This is a genomic window from Streptomyces sp. NPDC111507 (assembly GCF_055638955.1).
The window spans coordinates 147,586-162,794 of sequence record NZ_JBVKBU010000017.1; the positions used below are offsets into that span (position 1 = coordinate 147,586).

The following is a 15,209-nucleotide window of genomic DNA, read 5'->3' on the forward strand; positions in this document are numbered from 1 at the left end:
TCACACCTAGCCTCGATCCTCATGAGCACCCTGCAGACGATCCACGACGTACCCGTGATGATGTGTGCCGCCGAGGGCGAGGTCATCGGAAGCGAGGGCGACGTCCTGGACCTCATCGGCAACGCCTCCTACCAGGGTGCCCAGTGGGTGGTCATTCCCGCCGAGCGGTTCGACGAGGCCTTCTTTCAGCTGCGTACCCGCGTGGCCGGTGACATCGTCCAGAAGTTCGCCAACTACCGGATGGCACTTGCCGTCCTCGGCGACATCTCCCGACACACGGAGGCCAGTTCGGCGCTGCGGGACTTCGTCCGTGAGTGCAACCGGGGGCGGCAGACCTGGTTCCTCACCGATGTCGAGGAACTGCGGGAACGCCTGAAGGGCTGACGAGTGACGGGCTGACGGCTGGAGGGCCGGGCCTGTTGCGCCGTGGCGTTGCCGGCATCCGGCCTCATGACCGTTCCGGCTTTCGGGCGAGGAACGTGGCGACCGTCCTCTTGGCTCCCTCGCCGGGCTCCTGCACCAGCCGCGCGGTGACGACGAGCCCGGCCCGCTCCAACAGCTCGGCAACCCGGTCCGGCGGCAACAGGTAGGACTCGAAGGACACCGGATGGCCGCCGTACGCCTGCGTCGGACGCAGACGTTCTCCGGCTCCCACATAACCGGCGATCATCAGACGGCCGCCGGGCGCGAGCGTGCGACGGAATTCGGCGAACACGACGGGCAACAACTCCGGTGGCGTGTGGTGGACGGAGTAGTAGGCCAGGATGCCGCCGAGCTCGTCGTCCTCGAGGGGCAGCTCGGTCATCGACCCGACGGTGAAACGCAGACCCGGGTGGGCCCGACGGGCCAGCTCGACCATCGCGGGCGAGAGGTCGATGCCGAAGACGGGCACCCCCAGGTCGGCGAGATGGGCCGTCACCCGGCCGGGCCCGCATCCCAGGTCCGCGAGGGCGCCGATGCCGGCCGTCCGCACCATCTCGGCGAACGCGACGAGCATCGCGCGCGACAGCGGATCCAGCTGCGCCGGGGTCTTGACCTGTTCGGCGTAGTCGGCGGCGACCCTGTCGTACGACTCCCGGACGGCGGCGAGGTAGGCGAGATCCATCACACGGGCGACTGTAGGGGAGGGCCCCCGACCTCCGTAACCACCAGGGCGTATGCGGGAGGTGACGTCATCCCCCACGCGTGGCCCCGTGGTACCTCGGTACTACCTGCCGCACCTCATTGAGCTCCCGGGTACCACGGATCCCGGTCCGCGGGCCCCTAGCGTGGCGAGTGAGCAGTCTGGCGGGGTCAGGCCCCCCGAGCGTGAGGGAAGAGCGATGATCGAGGCACATCAGCTGACGAAGCGGTACGGGGAGAAGACGGCGGTCGACCGGCTCGACTTCGTCGTCAGGCCCGGCACGGTCACCGGCTTCCTGGGCCCGAACGGCGCGGGCAAGTCCACCACCATGCGCATGATCGTCGGACTGGACGCGCCGTCCGGCGGCAGCGTGACGGTCAACGGCAAGCACTACGCCGAGCACACCGCGCCGCTCCAGGAGGTCGGCGCGCTGCTGGAGGCCAAGTCGATCCACCCCGGCCGCTCCGCGTTCGACCACCTGATGGCGCAGGCCTACACCCACGGCATTCCGCGCCGCCGGGTGGAGGAGGTCATCGAGCTGACCGGTCTGCAGTCCGTGGCCAAGAAGCGCGCGGGCGCCTTCTCCCTCGGCATGGGCCAGCGGCTGGGCATCGCCGCCGCGCTCCTCGGCGACCCGGCCACCATCATGCTCGACGAGCCCGTCAACGGACTGGACCCCGAGGGCGTGCTGTGGATCCGCAACCTGCTGACCGGACTCGCGGCGGACGGCCGTACGGTCTTCGTCTCCTCGCACCTGATGAGCGAGATGGCGCTGGTCGCCGACCACCTGATCGTCGTCGGCCGCGGGCGCCTGCTCGCCGACACCACCGTGCAGGAGCTGGTCCAGCAGGCCGGCGGCGACACCGTGACCGTGGCCTCCGATCAGTCGGCCCGTCTGCGCGAGGTGCTGGCCGGCCCCGGCGTCGAGATCACCGGCGAGGTCGGCTCCGAGGAGCTGCACGTGACGGGCCTGTCGGCGCGGGCCATCGGTCTCAAGGCCGCCGAGCACGGCATCCCCCTGTTCGAGCTCAGCTCCCGGACCGTCTCGCTGGAACAGGCCTTCATGGACCTGACCCGTGACGCCGTCGAGTACCACGCCACCGCCACCGTCGAGGCCCCTGGGAGGGCGGCATGAGCACCATCACCGTCACCGACAGCTCCGCGCCCGCACCGGCGCGGACCGTACGTCCCGAGTACAAGGTCACCGGCCGGCGCGTGCTGCGCTCGGAGTGGGCCAAGCTGTGGTCCCTGCGCTCCACCTGGATCACTCTCGGTCTGGGCCTGCTGTTCCTGGTCGCGTTCGGCGTGATCGCCGCCGCGCACTACAAGTCCCAGATCAACTCCGGTGAGCGGCTGCGCCCGGACGACGCCACGGCCACCGCGCTCAGCCTCTCCGTGTTCGGCACGAACTTCGCCCAGCTGGCGCTCGGCGTCCTGGGTGTACTGGTCACCGCCGGCGAGTACTCCACCGGCATGATCCGCTCCACGCTGGCCGCCGTCCCGCGCCGCCTGCCGGTGCTGTGGTCCAAGTCGGCGGTGTTCGGACTGGTCGCCCTCGTCGTCTCCACCATCGGCGTCTTCATCGCGTTCATGATCACCAGCGGGATCGTCTCCGGCACCCCGGCGGCCCTCACGATCTCCCACTCCGGTGTCGTGCGCAGCCTGCTGGGCGCGGGCCTCTACCTCGGCCTGGTCGGCGTGATCGGCACCGCTCTGGGCGCCCTGCTGCGCTCGGTCGCCGGCGGCATATCGGTCCTGGTCGCCTCGCTGATGCTGGTCCCCGGCCTGATCTCGCTGCTGCCCACCTCGTGGCAGGACAACATCAGCCCGTACCTGCCCAGCAACGCGGGTGAGTCGATGTTCGCGCTCACCCACGACTCGACGACCCTCGCGCCCACAGCCGGGCTCGTGGTCTTCCTCGGCTGGACCGTGCTCGCTCTGGCGGGCGCCGCCTACCGCCTCCTGCGCACCGACGCCTGACGCCTGACGCCTGATGAAGAGGCACCCGGAGAGACACGCGGACAGGGAGGCGGCCGGACACACAATGGACAGGTGACACCCATGAACGCGGACGAGTGACCCCATGAGCATCGACGACGCCGCCCACCCAGGGGCACCCTCCGACCTGCCCCTCGCGGAGGCGGAGCTCCCGTGGAACCACCCCCTGGCCCGTGGGCTGTCCCGGCTCGGCCGACGGCTCAAGCAGGGCGACCGGAACCATCCGTGGGTCCTGGACACGGGTGTGATCGTGGTCGTGGCGCTGATGTTCTGCGTGCCGGACCTGGTGCACGACGACGACGGCCGACGACACGCCTTCGACACCCAGGTCACCCACCTGCCCTGGCCGGTGACCGTCGCCCTGCAGGCCGGACTGGTCCTGCCGCTGCTGTGGCGGCGGCGAAGGCCGTCACTCGCCTTCGCCGTGATCGCCGCGGTGCTCTTCCTCCAGGTGGTGCTGGGAGTCTGGCTGCGCGCCGACGTCGCCCTGCTGATCGCCCTCTACAGCCTGGTGCTGCACGGACAGCTGCGGCGGCTGCCCGTGGCCTGCGCGGTCACCGCGGCCGCCCTCGGCCTGGTCGCCCTGCGGCTGCCGTCCGCGGTGTCCGTCCTGGACGCGCTGTTCTTCCTGTTCAGCACGATCACCGCGGCGGTCGCGCTCGGTCTGGCCGTACGGATCCGGCGCGCACAGCTCGCCGTCCTGCGCGACCGCGCGACCCGCCTGGAGATCGAACGCGACCAGCGCAGCAAGCTCGCCGCCGCCGCCGAACGCACCCGGGTGGCCCGCGAGATGCACGACATCGTCGGCCACAACCTCTCCGTCATCATCACGCTCGCCGACGGTGGCGCGTACGCGACCGACATCGCACCGGAACGCGGCAAGCAGGCACTGCTGCTCATCGGTGACACCGGGCGTCAGGCGCTGGGCGAACTGCGCCGCATGCTCGGCGTGCTGCGCGAGCAGACCCAGACCCCCGCCGCGCCCCAGCTCAGCCCCCAGCCGGGCATCGCGGACATCGACGCCCTGTGCGCCCGGATCCGCGCCGCCGGTCCCCAGGTCGTCTACCGCACGGGCGGCGAGCTGGACACCCTGGACCGCGGGGTCCAGCTGACGGTGTACCGCATAGTGCAGGAAGCACTCACCAACGCCCTCAAGCACGCGGGCCACGACACCCGCGTCGAGCTCTCGGTCGGCGTCAAGGACACGCGGCTGCACATCGACGTCCACGACACCGGCCGGGGCGGCGGTACCGTCCCTCCCGGGCCGTCCCAGGAGGAAGGACACGGACTCGCCGGCATGAGAGAACGCGCAGCCCTCTACAGCGGGACCGTCACCGCGGGGCCCGCCCCCGGCGGGGGATGGACGGTGCGGGCCACCCTCGACCTCTCCCCGCCGGCCGAGACCCTGGCCGGGACCGATGTCACCCCGCCGGCCGCCACGGGCGGTGCGGTGTGACCACCGTGCTCATCGTGGACGACCAGCCATTGCAACGCCTCGGCTTCCGGATGCTCCTGGAGAGCACCCCCGACACCGAAGTCGTCGGCGAGGCGGCCCACGGCGCCGACGCCGTGCGCAGGGCCGCCGAACTGCGCCCGGACGTGATCCTCATGGACGTACGGATGCCCGGCATGGACGGCATCGAGGCCACCCGTCGCGTGGTCGCCTCCGGTGACCGCTCCCGCGTCCTCATCCTGACCACGTTCGACCTGGACGAATACGCCCACGCGGCGCTGCGCGCGGGAGCCAGCGGATTCCTCCTCAAGGACGCCCACCCCGAGGAACTGCTGGCCGGCATCCGCGCGGTCGCGGCGGGCGACGCGGTGATCGCCCCGGCACTGACCCGCCGCCTCCTCGACGCCTACGCCAAGCACCTGCCGCGGGATGCGTCCGGCCGGCCGGGTGCGTCGGGTCCAAGGACGGCGGACGACCCCCGGGTGCGCGCTCTCACCGAACGGGAGTACGAGATCTTCGTCGCCATCGGCCAGGGCTGGAGCAACAGCGAGATCGCCGAGCGTCTGGTCGTCGCGGAATCCACCGTGAAGACCCATGTCGGCCGGGTCCTGGCGAAGGTGGGAGCCCGCGACCGCGTCCAGGCCGTCATCCTCGCCTACGACCTCGGCCTCGCCCACCCGAATCCACCCGACTAGCGGGGCAGCGGGGCGGCGTACGCGGACATGCCGAGCGCCCGCCCTCCCGCTGGGGGAGTCAGAGGGCGGGCGCGCTCAGGGCACCGGCGTGAGCCGAGGGCTCAGGCGTTCTTGATCGCCGAGATGTCGAAGGTCAGCTTGATCTTGTCGGAGACGAGGACGCCACCGGTCTCCAGGGCCGCGTTCCAGGTCAGGCCCCACTCGGAGCGCAGGATCTCCGCCTTGCCCTCGAAGCCGACGCGCTCGTTGCCGAAGGGGTCCTTCGCGGAGCCGTTGAACTCCAGGTCGATGGAGAGCGGCTTGGTGACGCCGAGGATCGACAGGTCGCCGGTGATCCGGTAGTCGTCGCCGCCGAGGGCCTCCGCCTTGGTGGAGCGGAAGGTCATCGTCGGGAACTCGTCGATCTTGAAGAAGTCGGAGCTCTTCAGGTGGCCGTCACGGTCCGCGGAGCCCGTCTCGATGCTGTCCATCTTGACGTCGATCGTGGCGGTGGACTTGGACGGGTCCGTGCCGTCCAGGTGCAGGGTGCCGTCGAAGTCCTTGAAGTAGCCCTTGACGTTCGTCACCATGGCGTGACGGGCGATGAAACCGATCTCCGAGTGGGACGGGTCGATCGTGTATTCGCCGGTGAGCGCGGCGAGTTCGGGGCTCACGGCGGCGGGGGCCGTGGTCGCGGCGGGGGTGTCGGTGGTCTTGCGGCCGAAGATGCCCATGACGTGCTCCTAGGGGGACGGGTCGCGGTTTCGTCGGGAAGCCGAAAACCGCGGCAGAGAGTTTGTTGAAGATTCAACGAGGCCAACAAGGGAGACAGTAGACCTATTCCGTTCAAGTTTCAACATCATCCGCCATGTGTTTACGACGTTACGTTGCGCTTCGTCGACCCGCTTCCCGGCGGTCACTCCCCGCTCGCCCGTGGCAGTCCGCGTATCCTCGCTCCGCCTGCACGGGGGTCGGGCCGAAGGCGCGGTGTACTCCGAACGGGTCCCGTCCAAGGCTCCATGTCACTCTAGGGATGGCATGGGACCCTCACGAATGTGAGCGGGCTCTCAGCCCGCGACTTTGTGAGACCTCTACAAGCCAGATGCCCTCTGAGCAGTCAGATCGCCTGCATGCCGTCACGGTTCTGTTCAGGGGTACCAGGAAAACGGGCCGGAGACTGTACGGAGTCGACGGCCCGGTTTTCTTGTTCGACTTCGTATGGTCGCTACATGACCGTTTTGGATGAGGCCGCACCGTCAGGCGAGCCCGCGGACGCACGCGGCCGCGTGGCCGAACTGCATGCGATTCGTGCGGCGGCGCTGCGAGGACCCAGCGAGAAGGCGACCGAGGCGCAGCACACCAAGGGCAAGCTGACCGCCCGGGAGCGCATCGAGCTGCTTCTCGACCCCGGGTCCTTCCAGGAGGTCGAGCAGCTGCGCCGGCACCGGGCGACCGGGTTCGGCCTGGAGGCCAAGAAGCCGTACACCGACGGTGTCGTCACCGGCTGGGGCACGGTGGAGGGCCGTACGGTCTTCGTCTACGCGCACGACTTCCGTATCTTCGGCGGCGCGCTGGGCGAGGCGCACGCCACGAAGATCCACAAGATCATGGACATGGCCATCGCGGCCGGCGCGCCGCTGGTCTCCCTCAACGACGGCGCGGGCGCCCGCATCCAGGAGGGTGTGAGCGCGCTCGCCGGCTACGGCGGCATCTTCCAGCGCAACACCAAGGCGTCCGGCGTCATCCCGCAGATCTCGGTGATGCTCGGCCCGTGCGCGGGCGGTGCGGCGTACTCGCCCGCGCTGACGGACTTCGTGTTCATGGTGCGTGAGACCTCGCAGATGTTCATCACCGGCCCCGACGTCGTCAAGGCGGTCACCGGTGAGGAGATCACCCAGAACGGGCTCGGCGGCGCCGACGTCCACGCGGAGACCTCCGGTGTCTGTCACTTCGCCTACGACGACGAGGAGACCTGCATCGCGGAGGTGCGCTACCTCCTGTCGATGCTCCCGCAGAACAACCGCGAGAACCCGCCGCACGCGACCTCGCAGGACCCCGCGGACCGCCGCTCGGACGTCCTCCTGGACCTGGTCCCGGCGGACGGCAACCGGCCGTACGACATGACGAAGGTCATCGAGGAACTCGTCGACGACGGCGACTACCTGGAGGTCCACGAGCGCTGGGCCCGCAACATCATCTGCGCGCTGGCCCGTCTGGACGGCCAGGTGGTGGGCATCGTCGCCAACCAGCCGCAGTCCCTCGCGGGCGTGCTGGACATCGAGGCCTCCGAAAAAGCTGCGCGCTTTGTCCAGATGTGTGACGCTTTTAATATTCCGATCGTCACCCTCCTGGACGTTCCCGGATTCCTGCCCGGGGTTGACCAGGAGCACGGCGGGATCATCCGGCACGGCGCCAAGCTGTTGTACGCGTACTGCAACGCGACGGTGCCGCGGATCTCGCTCATCCTGCGCAAGGCGTACGGAGGTGCCTACATCGTCATGGACAGCCAGTCCATCGGGGCCGACCTCACCTACGCCTGGCCCACCAACGAGATCGCCGTGATGGGTGCGGAAGGTGCGGCCAACGTCATCTTCCGTCGGCAGATCGCCGAGGCCGCCGACCCCGAGGCCATGCGCGTACGCATGGTCAAGGAGTACAAGGCCGAACTCATGCACCCCTACTACGCGGCCGAGCGGGGCCTGGTCGACGACGTCATCGACCCGGCGGAGACCCGCGAGGTGCTGATCCGCTCCCTGGCCATGCTGCAGTCCAAGCACGCGGACCTGCCCTCCCGCAAGCACGGCAACCCCCCGCAGTAACCCTGCGGATCCTCCGCGGTACCGCCGCGGAAACCTCTCTCACGGAGACTGAAACCTATGGACACCCCTGACATCCGCGTCGAGAAGGGCCACGCCGAGCCCGAGGAAGTCGCCGCCATCACGGCCATCCTCCTGGCCCGCGCCGCCGCCCAGCCGGACACCACCCCCACCCACCGTGGCCGTGCGAAGGCCGGCTGGCGCCGCCTGGAGCGCGAGCCCGGCTTCCGCGCCCCGCACAGCTGGCACGGCTAGCCCGCGGCGCCTCAGCAACGGGGAAGGGCCCGCTCTGTGAAGAGCGGGCCCTTCCCTTTGTCGTTGTCCCAGGGCAAAGGACTCCCAGGGTGAAGGAAGGGGCGCCCTCTCCACCGAGTGGAGAGGGCGCCCCTTCCGTTGCTTCGCCGCGCGCGGGCGCTACCGCAGACGTGCCATCAGGGCGTGCTCGACCAGCGTGATCAGCGCCGACTTCGCGTCGGCGCGGTGCCGGGCGTCCGTCGTGATGATCGGCGTGTCGGGGCCGATCTGAAGGGCTTCACGGACCTCGTCCGGGTTGTAGGGCTGGTTGCCGTCGAAGCCGTTGAGGGCGATGACGAACGGCAGGCCGCTGTTCTCGAAGTAGTCGACCGCGGGGAAGCAGTCGGCGAGACGGCGGGTGTCGACCAGGACGATCGCGCCGATGGCGCCGCGGACCAGGTCGTCCCACATGAACCAGAAGCGGTCCTGACCGGGGGTGCCGAACAGGTACAGGATCAGGTCCTGGTCCAGGGTGATGCGGCCGAAGTCCATGGCGACGGTGGTCGTCGTCTTGTCTCCGGTGTGCGTGAGGTCGTCGATGCCCGCGGACGCGGACGTCATGACGGCCTCGGTACGCAGCGGGTTGATCTCCGAGACGGCCCCGACGAACGTGGTCTTGCCCACGCCGAAGCCGCCCGCCACCACGATCTTCGCGGACGTGGTGGAGCGGGAAGGCCCTCCGCTAGAGCTTGCGAAGTCCACTGAGCACCCTTTCGAGCAAAGTCACGTCTGGCTGGCCGCCGGCGTTCTCGTCGCCGCCGGGCTGATGGATGGCGACCAGGCCCGCCTCCGCCAAGTCGGCGACGAGAATCCTGGCCACACCGAGAGGGATCGTCAGCAGCGCCGAGATTTCGGCCACCGACTTGATCTCCCGGCAGAGGTTGCAGATCCGCTGATGTTCGGGCAACTGGCCCTGCATCTGGTGCGGTTGTGCGGTGGTGTGCACCAGCGCCTCGATGGCGAGCTGGTAGCGGGGCCTGGTGCGGCCGCCCGTCATCGCGTACGGGCGCACCAGAGGGTTGTTCGACGATCCCGCGGGCGCCGGCTCGGGGGTGCGTCGCTGAGGCTGCACAGGCTGAATGCGCGGCGCCGGCGGCTGGTCGTACGGCGAGGGGCCGGGGCCCTGCGGTGCGTACGGCTGCTGGCGTCGGTGACTTGGCGCGGAGGGGAAGTTGTATCGGTTCGGGTTCTGTGAACCGTCACCCTGGCCCTGCCCCTGGCCGGGGCCGTACGACCAGTTGCCCGAAGACGAACCGCCTGGGGGTGTTGCCACTTTCTCCTCCTCCGACTGTGCCGGGCACCCATCACTGTGGGACCGCGTCCCGAAACCTTACGGCCCCGGGACGCCAAAACGCACGGTCTGTCTGTTAGTTGAGAAGGCTCCCTTGGAGCTCCGCTCGAAGATCCGGGGTCAGAACCGTACCGGCACGGTCCACCAGAAGGGCCATCTCGTACCCGATGAGACCGATGTCCGCTTCGGGATGTGCAAGGACCGCGAGCGAGGAACCATCAGAAATGGACATGAGGAAGAGGAATCCTCGCTCCATCTCCACAACTGTCTGGTTCACGCTGCCGCCCTCGAAGATGCGGGACGCGCCCGCGGTCAACGAGGTCAGCCCGGACGCGACGGCCGCGAGCTGGTCGGCGCGGTCACGGGGAAAACCTTCGGACATCGCCAGAAGGAGTCCGTCGGCGGAGACCACCACCGTGTGGGACACCCCGGGGGTGTTGTCCACGAAGTTGGTGATCAACCAGTTGAGGTTCTGCGCCGCCTGGCTCATCGGGCTCACACTAACGCTCCTGGTTGTAGGTGCTGTCAGGACCGAAGCCCTGGCCGTTCGTGTCACTACCTGCATTGCGTCCCTGCTGGACACCGCGGCGCAGGTTGCTCAGCCTGCCCCGGATGTCCTCGGGAGCGCGGGAGACCTGGGGGCCGCCCTGTGGGGTCGTTTCCGCGGTTCCCTCGACCAGATTGGCCTTGGGCACCCGCCGGGGAAGACCGGACGAGGTGACCCCGCCCGCCTTGGGCTTCTTGAGCTGCTCGGCGCGCTGCCAGCGGTTGTCGTTGGACGTACGCCAGTCGCCGTCGCCATTGCTCGCGGTGGCCGCGGGCGGTGCCTGAACCCCCTGGGTGCCCTGGTCCACGGGCCGCTGGCCGTTGGTGCCGCTCGCGGAGGATCCGCGGCGCGGCAGCCCGGCGTCGGTCAGCGCATGGGGGGCGGAGGAGGTCGGTCCCGGACGGCTGAAGCCTACGCGGTCCTGCTCACTCACGTCAGCGGCCTGCGGAGATTCCGCTTCGGGAGCGTACTCGGACGGGTAGCCGCTCCGGTACGAGTCCTGCTGCGGCCAGTCGTCCTGGTAGGACGGCTCGTCGAAGGTCGAGAAGGTGTCCGAAGCGGAACTCCGGGCTCCCGTGTGCTCTTCCTGGACCGGCTCCGCATACGCGGGTTCCGGGTAGCCGCCGTTCGACGGGAAGTACGTCTCGTCGTACGTTCCCTGCTGCGGTTCCTCGTACCCCGTCTGCTGGTCGTACGAGGCCTGCTGCTCCTCGTAGGCACCCTGGCCGTTGTCGTACCCGGGCTGCCCGTTGCCGTAGGCGGCCTGAGCGTCGTCGTACGCGGGCTGGGGGGCCTCGAAACCCTCCGGGTACCTCGGCGGCTCGATGGCCTCCGGCTGGCCCTGTGCCTGGGCCTCCAGGGCCGCACGGCGCTCCTCACGCATCAGCGAGCGCCCGACGGGGTCCAGCTCGCGGATGTCGTCGGGGACCTCCGTGTAGCGGCTGTCGTCGAATCCGAGTTCGGCGGCGGTGCGCATCGGCTGGGCCTGGGACTGGAAGGCCTGGTCCGGCTGGAAGCCCTGCGGCTCCGGGATGATCTGCGAGACGGTGAACTCGTCGCGCTGGAGCTGCTGTTCGCCGCCGCCACCACCGTGGGTGATCGCGTCGGGGAGCATGACGAGGGAGGTCGTACCGGCCTGCTCGCCGGAGGGGCGCAGCTGGACGCGGATGCCGTGCCGGTCGGACAGCCGGCCGACCACGAACAGGCCCATGCGCTGCGAGATCGCGGCGTCCACGGTCGGCGGGTTGGCCAGCTTGTGGTTGATGTCCGCGAAGTCCTCGGCGGTGAGGCCGATGCCCTTGTCGTGGATCTCGACCATGATGCGGCCGTCGGGCAGCCGGGTCGCGGTGACGCGGACCTTGGTCTGCGGGGAGGAGAACGTGGTGGCGTTCTCCAGGAGCTCGGCGAGCAGGTGCACGAGGTCGGTCACGGCACGGCCGTGGATCTCGGCCTCCGGGACGCCGGAGAGCTCGATGCGCTCGTACTGCTCCACCTCGGAGGAGGCGGCGCGCAGCACGTCCACGAGGGGCACCGGCTGGTCCCAGCGGCGGCCGGGCTCCTCGCCCGCGAGGACGAGGAGGTTCTCGCCGTTGCGGCGCATACGGGTCGCGAGGTGGTCCAGGCGGAAGAGGTTCTCCAGCTGGTCCGGGTCGGCCTCGTTGTTCTCCAGGTCGGTGATGAGGGTCAGCTGGCCCTCGATCAGGGACTGGTTGCGGCGCGACAGGTTGGTGAAGATCGCGTTGATGTTGCCTCGCAGGAGGGCCTGCTCGGCGGCGAGCCGGACGGCCTCGCGGTGGACCTGGTCGAAGGCGCGGGCGACTTCGCCGATCTCGTCCGTGGTGGTGATCGGGATCGGTTGGACGCGGGTGTCGACGCGGCCCGGGTCGGTGCGCGAGAGCTGGTCGACCAGCATCGGCAGACGCTGCTCGGCGACCCCGAAGGCCGCGTTGCGCAGCTGGCGCATGGCGCGGCTCATCTGGCGGGCCATGAGCCCGGCCAGGATGAAGGCGGCGAGCAGGGCGATGACGACGATGGCGCCGTTGATGTAAGCCCGGCGCTGGGCGTCGGAGGCGATGCTTCCGGCGTCGTTGACGGCCCGGTCGATGAGTTCCTTCTCGACCTGGCTGTAGCCCTGGAACTTGAGGGTGGCGGCAGCCATCCAGGTATCGGGAGTGATGCCCTGAGCGGCGAGCTGGGTGGGCGTGGCGCCGCTGGCGATCGCCTGGATCATCTTGTCCATGGCGGGCGGCGTCACGAAGGTCCCGCCCGCGGCCTCGGTCTTGCTCTTGGCCGCGGCCAGCTGGCTCTTGCCCTCGGCGGTCTTCTGCTCCATGACCGTGGTGAGCCGGGCGGCGTCCGCCTCGGTACCACCGGAGACGTACTCCTGAAGAGCGATGTTCTCCAGGTACGCGTACGAGGTGAAGGAGGTGACCTGGAGCGCGTGGTTCTGCGTGTTGGTGCTGGGCTTGACCAGCAGGTGGATGCCGATCGAGCGCTGCAGCGACTCGGCGCCCTTGGCGAGCGCGATGGCGTACACCGAACGGCCGTAGCTCGTGATGTTGCCGGTGCCCAGGCCCAGCTCGTTCGAGAACTCCATGAGGAGGTGCTCGACGGTGACGTAGCCCTCTTCGGTCTGCACCGGGTCCATGGCCTTGGTGAAGGCGAGTTTGCGGATCTGGTCCAGCTGGGGCTCGGCCTTCACCACCAGGCTCAGCCGGCGCTCAAGACCCTGCTTGGCCGGCATGCCGACGACTTCCTTGTGGAAGGCGTCCGCCATCTGGTCGGTGGTCGCGCGGACCTTCTTGACCGTGGCGTTGTTCCGGTCACCCTTGAGCAGTGGCTCGGCGGACACGTCGCGCTCGTTGAGCAGAGCCTCGGCGTAGTCGCTGGAGGCCGCCACGATCTTGGCGACCTTCTCGGCGTCGCGCGCCTCCTGCCAGGTGTCGATCGAGTTCTTCACCTGGAAGCCGCCCATGATGAGGCCGACGATCACGGGTATGAGCAGGATCGCGTTCAGCCTGGTGGGTACGCGCCAGTTACGGGGGGACAGACGACCGCCGCTCGGCGCGGGCGCCGGCGTGGGCTCCGGGACGGGCACCTGTGCGGGCGCCGCGCCGCGCGGCGGCGGGGTGAAGTTGCCCCGTGCCGACGGCTCGGGACCGTTCTTGCTTCGCCTCACTCGACCAACAACCTCTCGGCGTCGGCACCTACGTTGTGCCGCGGTGTCTCCAGCGCCCTTGACTACTGGGCAGTTCAGCGCATTCCAGCACGTCAGGCAGCGCCCTTCCAAACACTCGGAACCGCTGGTTCCGGGTGACGTATCCCCTAGATAAAACGGTCATAAAGAGCGAGCCCCGTCAAAAGACGGGGCTTTTGTGAGCGCAGCGACACCGAATGACCGCGATGCGTGTCGGTGTCCACCGAATTCCATGTCGAAACGTTATGAACACTGTGGCCGACCGTGTCAAACGACACAGCCGGCTCCAATGTCCCTACGACAACTGTCTTATGAAGCTGTCGACTTGAGTGCTACCGCAGACGTGCCATGAGCGCGTGCTCGACCAGCGTGATGAGTGCGCTCTTCGCATCCGCACGGTGCCGGGCGTCCGTCGTGATGATCGGGGCGTCCGGTCCGATCTGGAGCGCCTCGCGCACCTCTTCGGGGTTGTAGGGCTGATGTCCGTCGAAGCCGTTGAGGGCGATGACGAACGGCAGGCCGCTGTTCTCGAAGTAGTCGACCGCGGGGAAGCAGTCGGCGAGACGGCGGGTGTCGACCAGGACGACGGCACCGATGGCGCCGCGGACCAGGTCGTCCCACATGAACCAGAAGCGGTCCTGACCCGGCGTACCGAAGAGGTACAGGATCAGGTCCTGGTCCAGGGTGATGCGGCCGAAGTCCATGGCGACGGTGGTCGTCGTCTTGTCTCCGGTGTGGGTGAGGTCGTCGATGCCCGCGGACGCGGACGTCATGACGGCCTCGGTACGCAGCGGGTTGATCTCCGAGACGGCGCCGACGAACGTGGTCTTGCCCACGCCGAAACCGCCCGCCACCACGATCTTCGCGGAGGTGGTCGTCCGACCTCCGTCAGAGCTTGCGAAGTCCACTGAGCACCCTTTCGAGCAAAGTCACGTCCGGCGCGCCGCCGTTGTTCTCATCGCCGCCAGGCTGGTGAATGGCGACGAGTCCGGCCTCCGCGAGGTCCGCGACGAGGATCCTGGCCACGCCCAGCGGCATGGACAGGAGGGCCGACACCTCGGCCACCGACTTGACCTCACGGCAGAGGTGGCAGATCCGCTGGTGCTCGGGGAGCAGCCCCATCAACTGCGCGGGGTCGGCCGTAGTGCTGATCAGTGCCTCGATGGCGAGTTGGTACCGCGGCCGGGTCCGGCCGCCGGTCATCGCGTACGGACGTACCAGCGGCTGGTCGCCCTCATCCCCGTACGGCTGTGCGTACGGATCATGAGAGGCGGTGGGCGGGGTCATGAATCCTCCGGGCGGGACAGCAAGTCGGTCATTCGTGCCGTCTGTTGGGGCCGGTGGGGGGATTGTGGCGGCCGGACGGTGATTTCGTGCAGTCTCTAGAACCAGGGCCCTTTAGTGGAGCAGACTTCCCTGGAGTTCAGCGCGCAGGTCCGGCGTGAGTACGGCACCCGCCCGGTCGACGAGCAGCGCCATCTCGTAACCGACAAGGCCGATGTCGCACTCCGGGTGGGAGAGGACCGCCAGGGACGAGCCGTCCGAGACGGACATGAGGAAGAGAAAGCCGCGCTCCATTTCGACGACCGTCTGGGCCACCGTGCCGCCCTCGAAGATCCGGGAGGCCCCGGCGGTCAGCGAGGTCAGGCCGGAGGCGACGGCCGCAAGCTGGTCGGCGCGGTCGCGTGGGAATCCTTCGGACATGGCCAGAAGGAGCCCGTCGGCGGACACGACGACGGTGTGGGACACCCCGGGGGTGTTGTCCACGAAGTTGGTGATCAACCAGTTCAGGTTCTGTGCCGCCTGGCTCATCGGGC

General features: G+C 68.9%; 16 protein-coding genes. 7 read left to right on the plus strand and 9 right to left on the minus strand.

The annotated features are described in order from the left end of the window. Window positions 1–21: 21 nt before the first annotated feature. Window positions 22–384 carry a DUF4180 domain-containing protein gene (locus ACZ7M2_RS42745; protein WP_471599926.1) on the plus strand — a complete coding sequence of 121 codons (363 nt, stop codon included), beginning with the start codon at window positions 22–24 and terminating at the stop codon, window positions 382–384. A 64-nt stretch (window positions 385–448) separates the two neighbouring features. On the opposite strand, the gene ACZ7M2_RS42750 is transcribed toward ACZ7M2_RS42745, so the two are convergent. After that, complete coding sequence (locus ACZ7M2_RS42750; RefSeq protein WP_471599974.1) at window positions 449–1,105, minus strand: class I SAM-dependent methyltransferase; 657 nt, start codon at window positions 1,103–1,105, stop codon at window positions 449–451. Between the two features lie 217 nt (window positions 1,106–1,322). Here ACZ7M2_RS42750 and ACZ7M2_RS42755 point away from each other — a divergent pair, with 217 nt between their 5' ends. The 4 genes from ACZ7M2_RS42755 (at window position 1,323) to ACZ7M2_RS42770 (ending at window position 5,269) form a co-directional block, all read left to right on the plus strand. Beyond that, window positions 1,323–2,258: an ABC transporter ATP-binding protein gene (locus ACZ7M2_RS42755; RefSeq protein ID WP_168511504.1), complete on the plus strand. Its 936-nt coding sequence runs from the start codon at window positions 1,323–1,325 to the stop codon at window positions 2,256–2,258. After that, entirely contained in the window at window positions 2,255–3,103 is an 849-nt protein-coding gene (locus ACZ7M2_RS42760) for an ABC transporter permease (protein WP_352049393.1), read from the plus strand. The genes ACZ7M2_RS42755 and ACZ7M2_RS42760 overlap by 4 nt, the downstream gene beginning before the upstream one ends. Window positions 3,104–3,206: 103 nt before the next feature. Next, complete coding sequence (locus ACZ7M2_RS42765; protein WP_471599927.1) at window positions 3,207–4,577, plus strand: sensor histidine kinase; 1,371 nt, start codon at window positions 3,207–3,209, stop codon at window positions 4,575–4,577. Beyond that, window positions 4,574–5,269, plus strand: a complete 696-nt coding sequence (locus tag ACZ7M2_RS42770) for a response regulator transcription factor (protein ID WP_351708820.1) — start codon at window positions 4,574–4,576, stop codon at window positions 5,267–5,269. Before ACZ7M2_RS42765 ends, ACZ7M2_RS42770 begins: the two co-directional genes overlap by 4 nt. Before the next feature lie 101 nt (window positions 5,270–5,370). On the opposite strand, the gene ACZ7M2_RS42775 is transcribed toward ACZ7M2_RS42770, so the two are convergent. After that, window positions 5,371–5,982 carry a YceI family protein gene (locus tag ACZ7M2_RS42775; protein ID WP_471599928.1) on the minus strand — a complete coding sequence of 204 codons (612 nt, stop codon included), beginning with the start codon at window positions 5,980–5,982 and terminating at the stop codon, window positions 5,371–5,373. A 495-nt stretch (window positions 5,983–6,477) separates the two neighbouring features. On the opposite strand from ACZ7M2_RS42775, the gene ACZ7M2_RS42780 reads away from it, so the two are divergent. Both ACZ7M2_RS42780 and ACZ7M2_RS42785 read left to right on the plus strand, forming a co-directional pair. Next, on the plus strand, window positions 6,478–8,067 hold the full coding sequence (locus tag ACZ7M2_RS42780) for an acyl-CoA carboxylase subunit beta (protein ID WP_471599929.1): 1,590 nt from the start codon (window positions 6,478–6,480) through the stop codon (window positions 8,065–8,067). Between the two features lie 57 nt (window positions 8,068–8,124). Further along, the gene (locus ACZ7M2_RS42785; protein ID WP_067370986.1) at window positions 8,125–8,319 is read left to right on the plus strand and encodes an acyl-CoA carboxylase subunit epsilon; all 195 of its coding nucleotides are present in this window, start codon (window positions 8,125–8,127) and stop codon (window positions 8,317–8,319) included. Between the two features lie 159 nt (window positions 8,320–8,478). Here the strand turns inward: ACZ7M2_RS42785 and ACZ7M2_RS42790 are convergent, their stop codons facing one another. The 7 genes from ACZ7M2_RS42790 to ACZ7M2_RS42820 form a co-directional block, all read right to left on the minus strand. Then, window positions 8,479–9,060, minus strand: coding sequence for a GTP-binding protein (locus ACZ7M2_RS42790; RefSeq protein ID WP_026248371.1), 582 nt, complete (start codon window positions 9,058–9,060; stop codon window positions 8,479–8,481). Next, a complete protein-coding gene (locus tag ACZ7M2_RS42795; RefSeq protein WP_352047762.1) occupies window positions 9,041–9,631 on the minus strand; it encodes a DUF742 domain-containing protein in 591 nt (196 codons plus the stop codon). Before ACZ7M2_RS42795 ends, ACZ7M2_RS42790 begins: the two co-directional genes overlap by 20 nt. Window positions 9,632–9,725: 94 nt before the next feature. After that, window positions 9,726–10,139, minus strand: a complete 414-nt coding sequence (locus ACZ7M2_RS42800) for a roadblock/LC7 domain-containing protein (protein ID WP_030948713.1) — start codon at window positions 10,137–10,139, stop codon at window positions 9,726–9,728. A gap of 10 nt (window positions 10,140–10,149) precedes the next feature. Then, window positions 10,150–13,374, minus strand: coding sequence for a sensor histidine kinase (locus ACZ7M2_RS42805; RefSeq protein WP_471599930.1), 3,225 nt, complete (start codon window positions 13,372–13,374; stop codon window positions 10,150–10,152). Window positions 13,375–13,724: 350 nt separating this feature from the next. Next, a complete protein-coding gene (locus ACZ7M2_RS42810) occupies window positions 13,725–14,300 on the minus strand; it encodes a GTP-binding protein (RefSeq protein ID WP_054235412.1) in 576 nt (191 codons plus the stop codon). Further along, on the minus strand, window positions 14,281–14,679 hold the full coding sequence (locus tag ACZ7M2_RS42815) for a DUF742 domain-containing protein (protein WP_054235411.1): 399 nt from the start codon (window positions 14,677–14,679) through the stop codon (window positions 14,281–14,283). The genes ACZ7M2_RS42810 and ACZ7M2_RS42815 overlap by 20 nt, the downstream gene beginning before the upstream one ends. A 111-nt stretch (window positions 14,680–14,790) precedes the next feature. Beyond that, the gene (locus ACZ7M2_RS42820; protein ID WP_010984127.1) at window positions 14,791–15,204 is read right to left on the minus strand and encodes a roadblock/LC7 domain-containing protein; all 414 of its coding nucleotides are present in this window, start codon (window positions 15,202–15,204) and stop codon (window positions 14,791–14,793) included. Between the last annotated feature and the right edge of the window lie 5 nt (window positions 15,205–15,209).

Bases quoted from the DNA above. Each gene is read 5' to 3' on its own strand.
- ACZ7M2_RS42775 (WP_471599928.1), bottom strand. From the start codon at position 5,982: ATGGGCATCTTCGGCCGCAAGACCACCGACACCCCCGCCGCGACCACG.
- ACZ7M2_RS42800 (WP_030948713.1), bottom strand. From the start codon at position 10,139: ATGAGCCAGGCGGCGCAGAACCTCAACTGGTTGATCACCAACTTCGTG.
- ACZ7M2_RS42755 (WP_168511504.1), top strand. From the start codon at position 1,323: ATGATCGAGGCACATCAGCTGACGAAGCGGTACGGGGAGAAGACGGCG.
- ACZ7M2_RS42745 (WP_471599926.1), top strand. From the start codon at position 22: ATGAGCACCCTGCAGACGATCCACGACGTACCCGTGATGATGTGTGCC.
- ACZ7M2_RS42780 (WP_471599929.1), top strand. From the start codon at position 6,478: ATGACCGTTTTGGATGAGGCCGCACCGTCAGGCGAGCCCGCGGACGCA.
- ACZ7M2_RS42820 (WP_010984127.1), bottom strand. From the start codon at position 15,204: ATGAGCCAGGCGGCACAGAACCTGAACTGGTTGATCACCAACTTCGTG.
- ACZ7M2_RS42765 (WP_471599927.1), top strand. From the start codon at position 3,207: ATGAGCATCGACGACGCCGCCCACCCAGGGGCACCCTCCGACCTGCCC.
- ACZ7M2_RS42785 (WP_067370986.1), top strand. From the start codon at position 8,125: ATGGACACCCCTGACATCCGCGTCGAGAAGGGCCACGCCGAGCCCGAG.
- ACZ7M2_RS42750 (WP_471599974.1), bottom strand. From the start codon at position 1,105: ATGGATCTCGCCTACCTCGCCGCCGTCCGGGAGTCGTACGACAGGGTC.
- ACZ7M2_RS42815 (WP_054235411.1), bottom strand. From the start codon at position 14,679: ATGACCCCGCCCACCGCCTCTCATGATCCGTACGCACAGCCGTACGGG.
- ACZ7M2_RS42760 (WP_352049393.1), top strand. From the start codon at position 2,255: ATGAGCACCATCACCGTCACCGACAGCTCCGCGCCCGCACCGGCGCGG.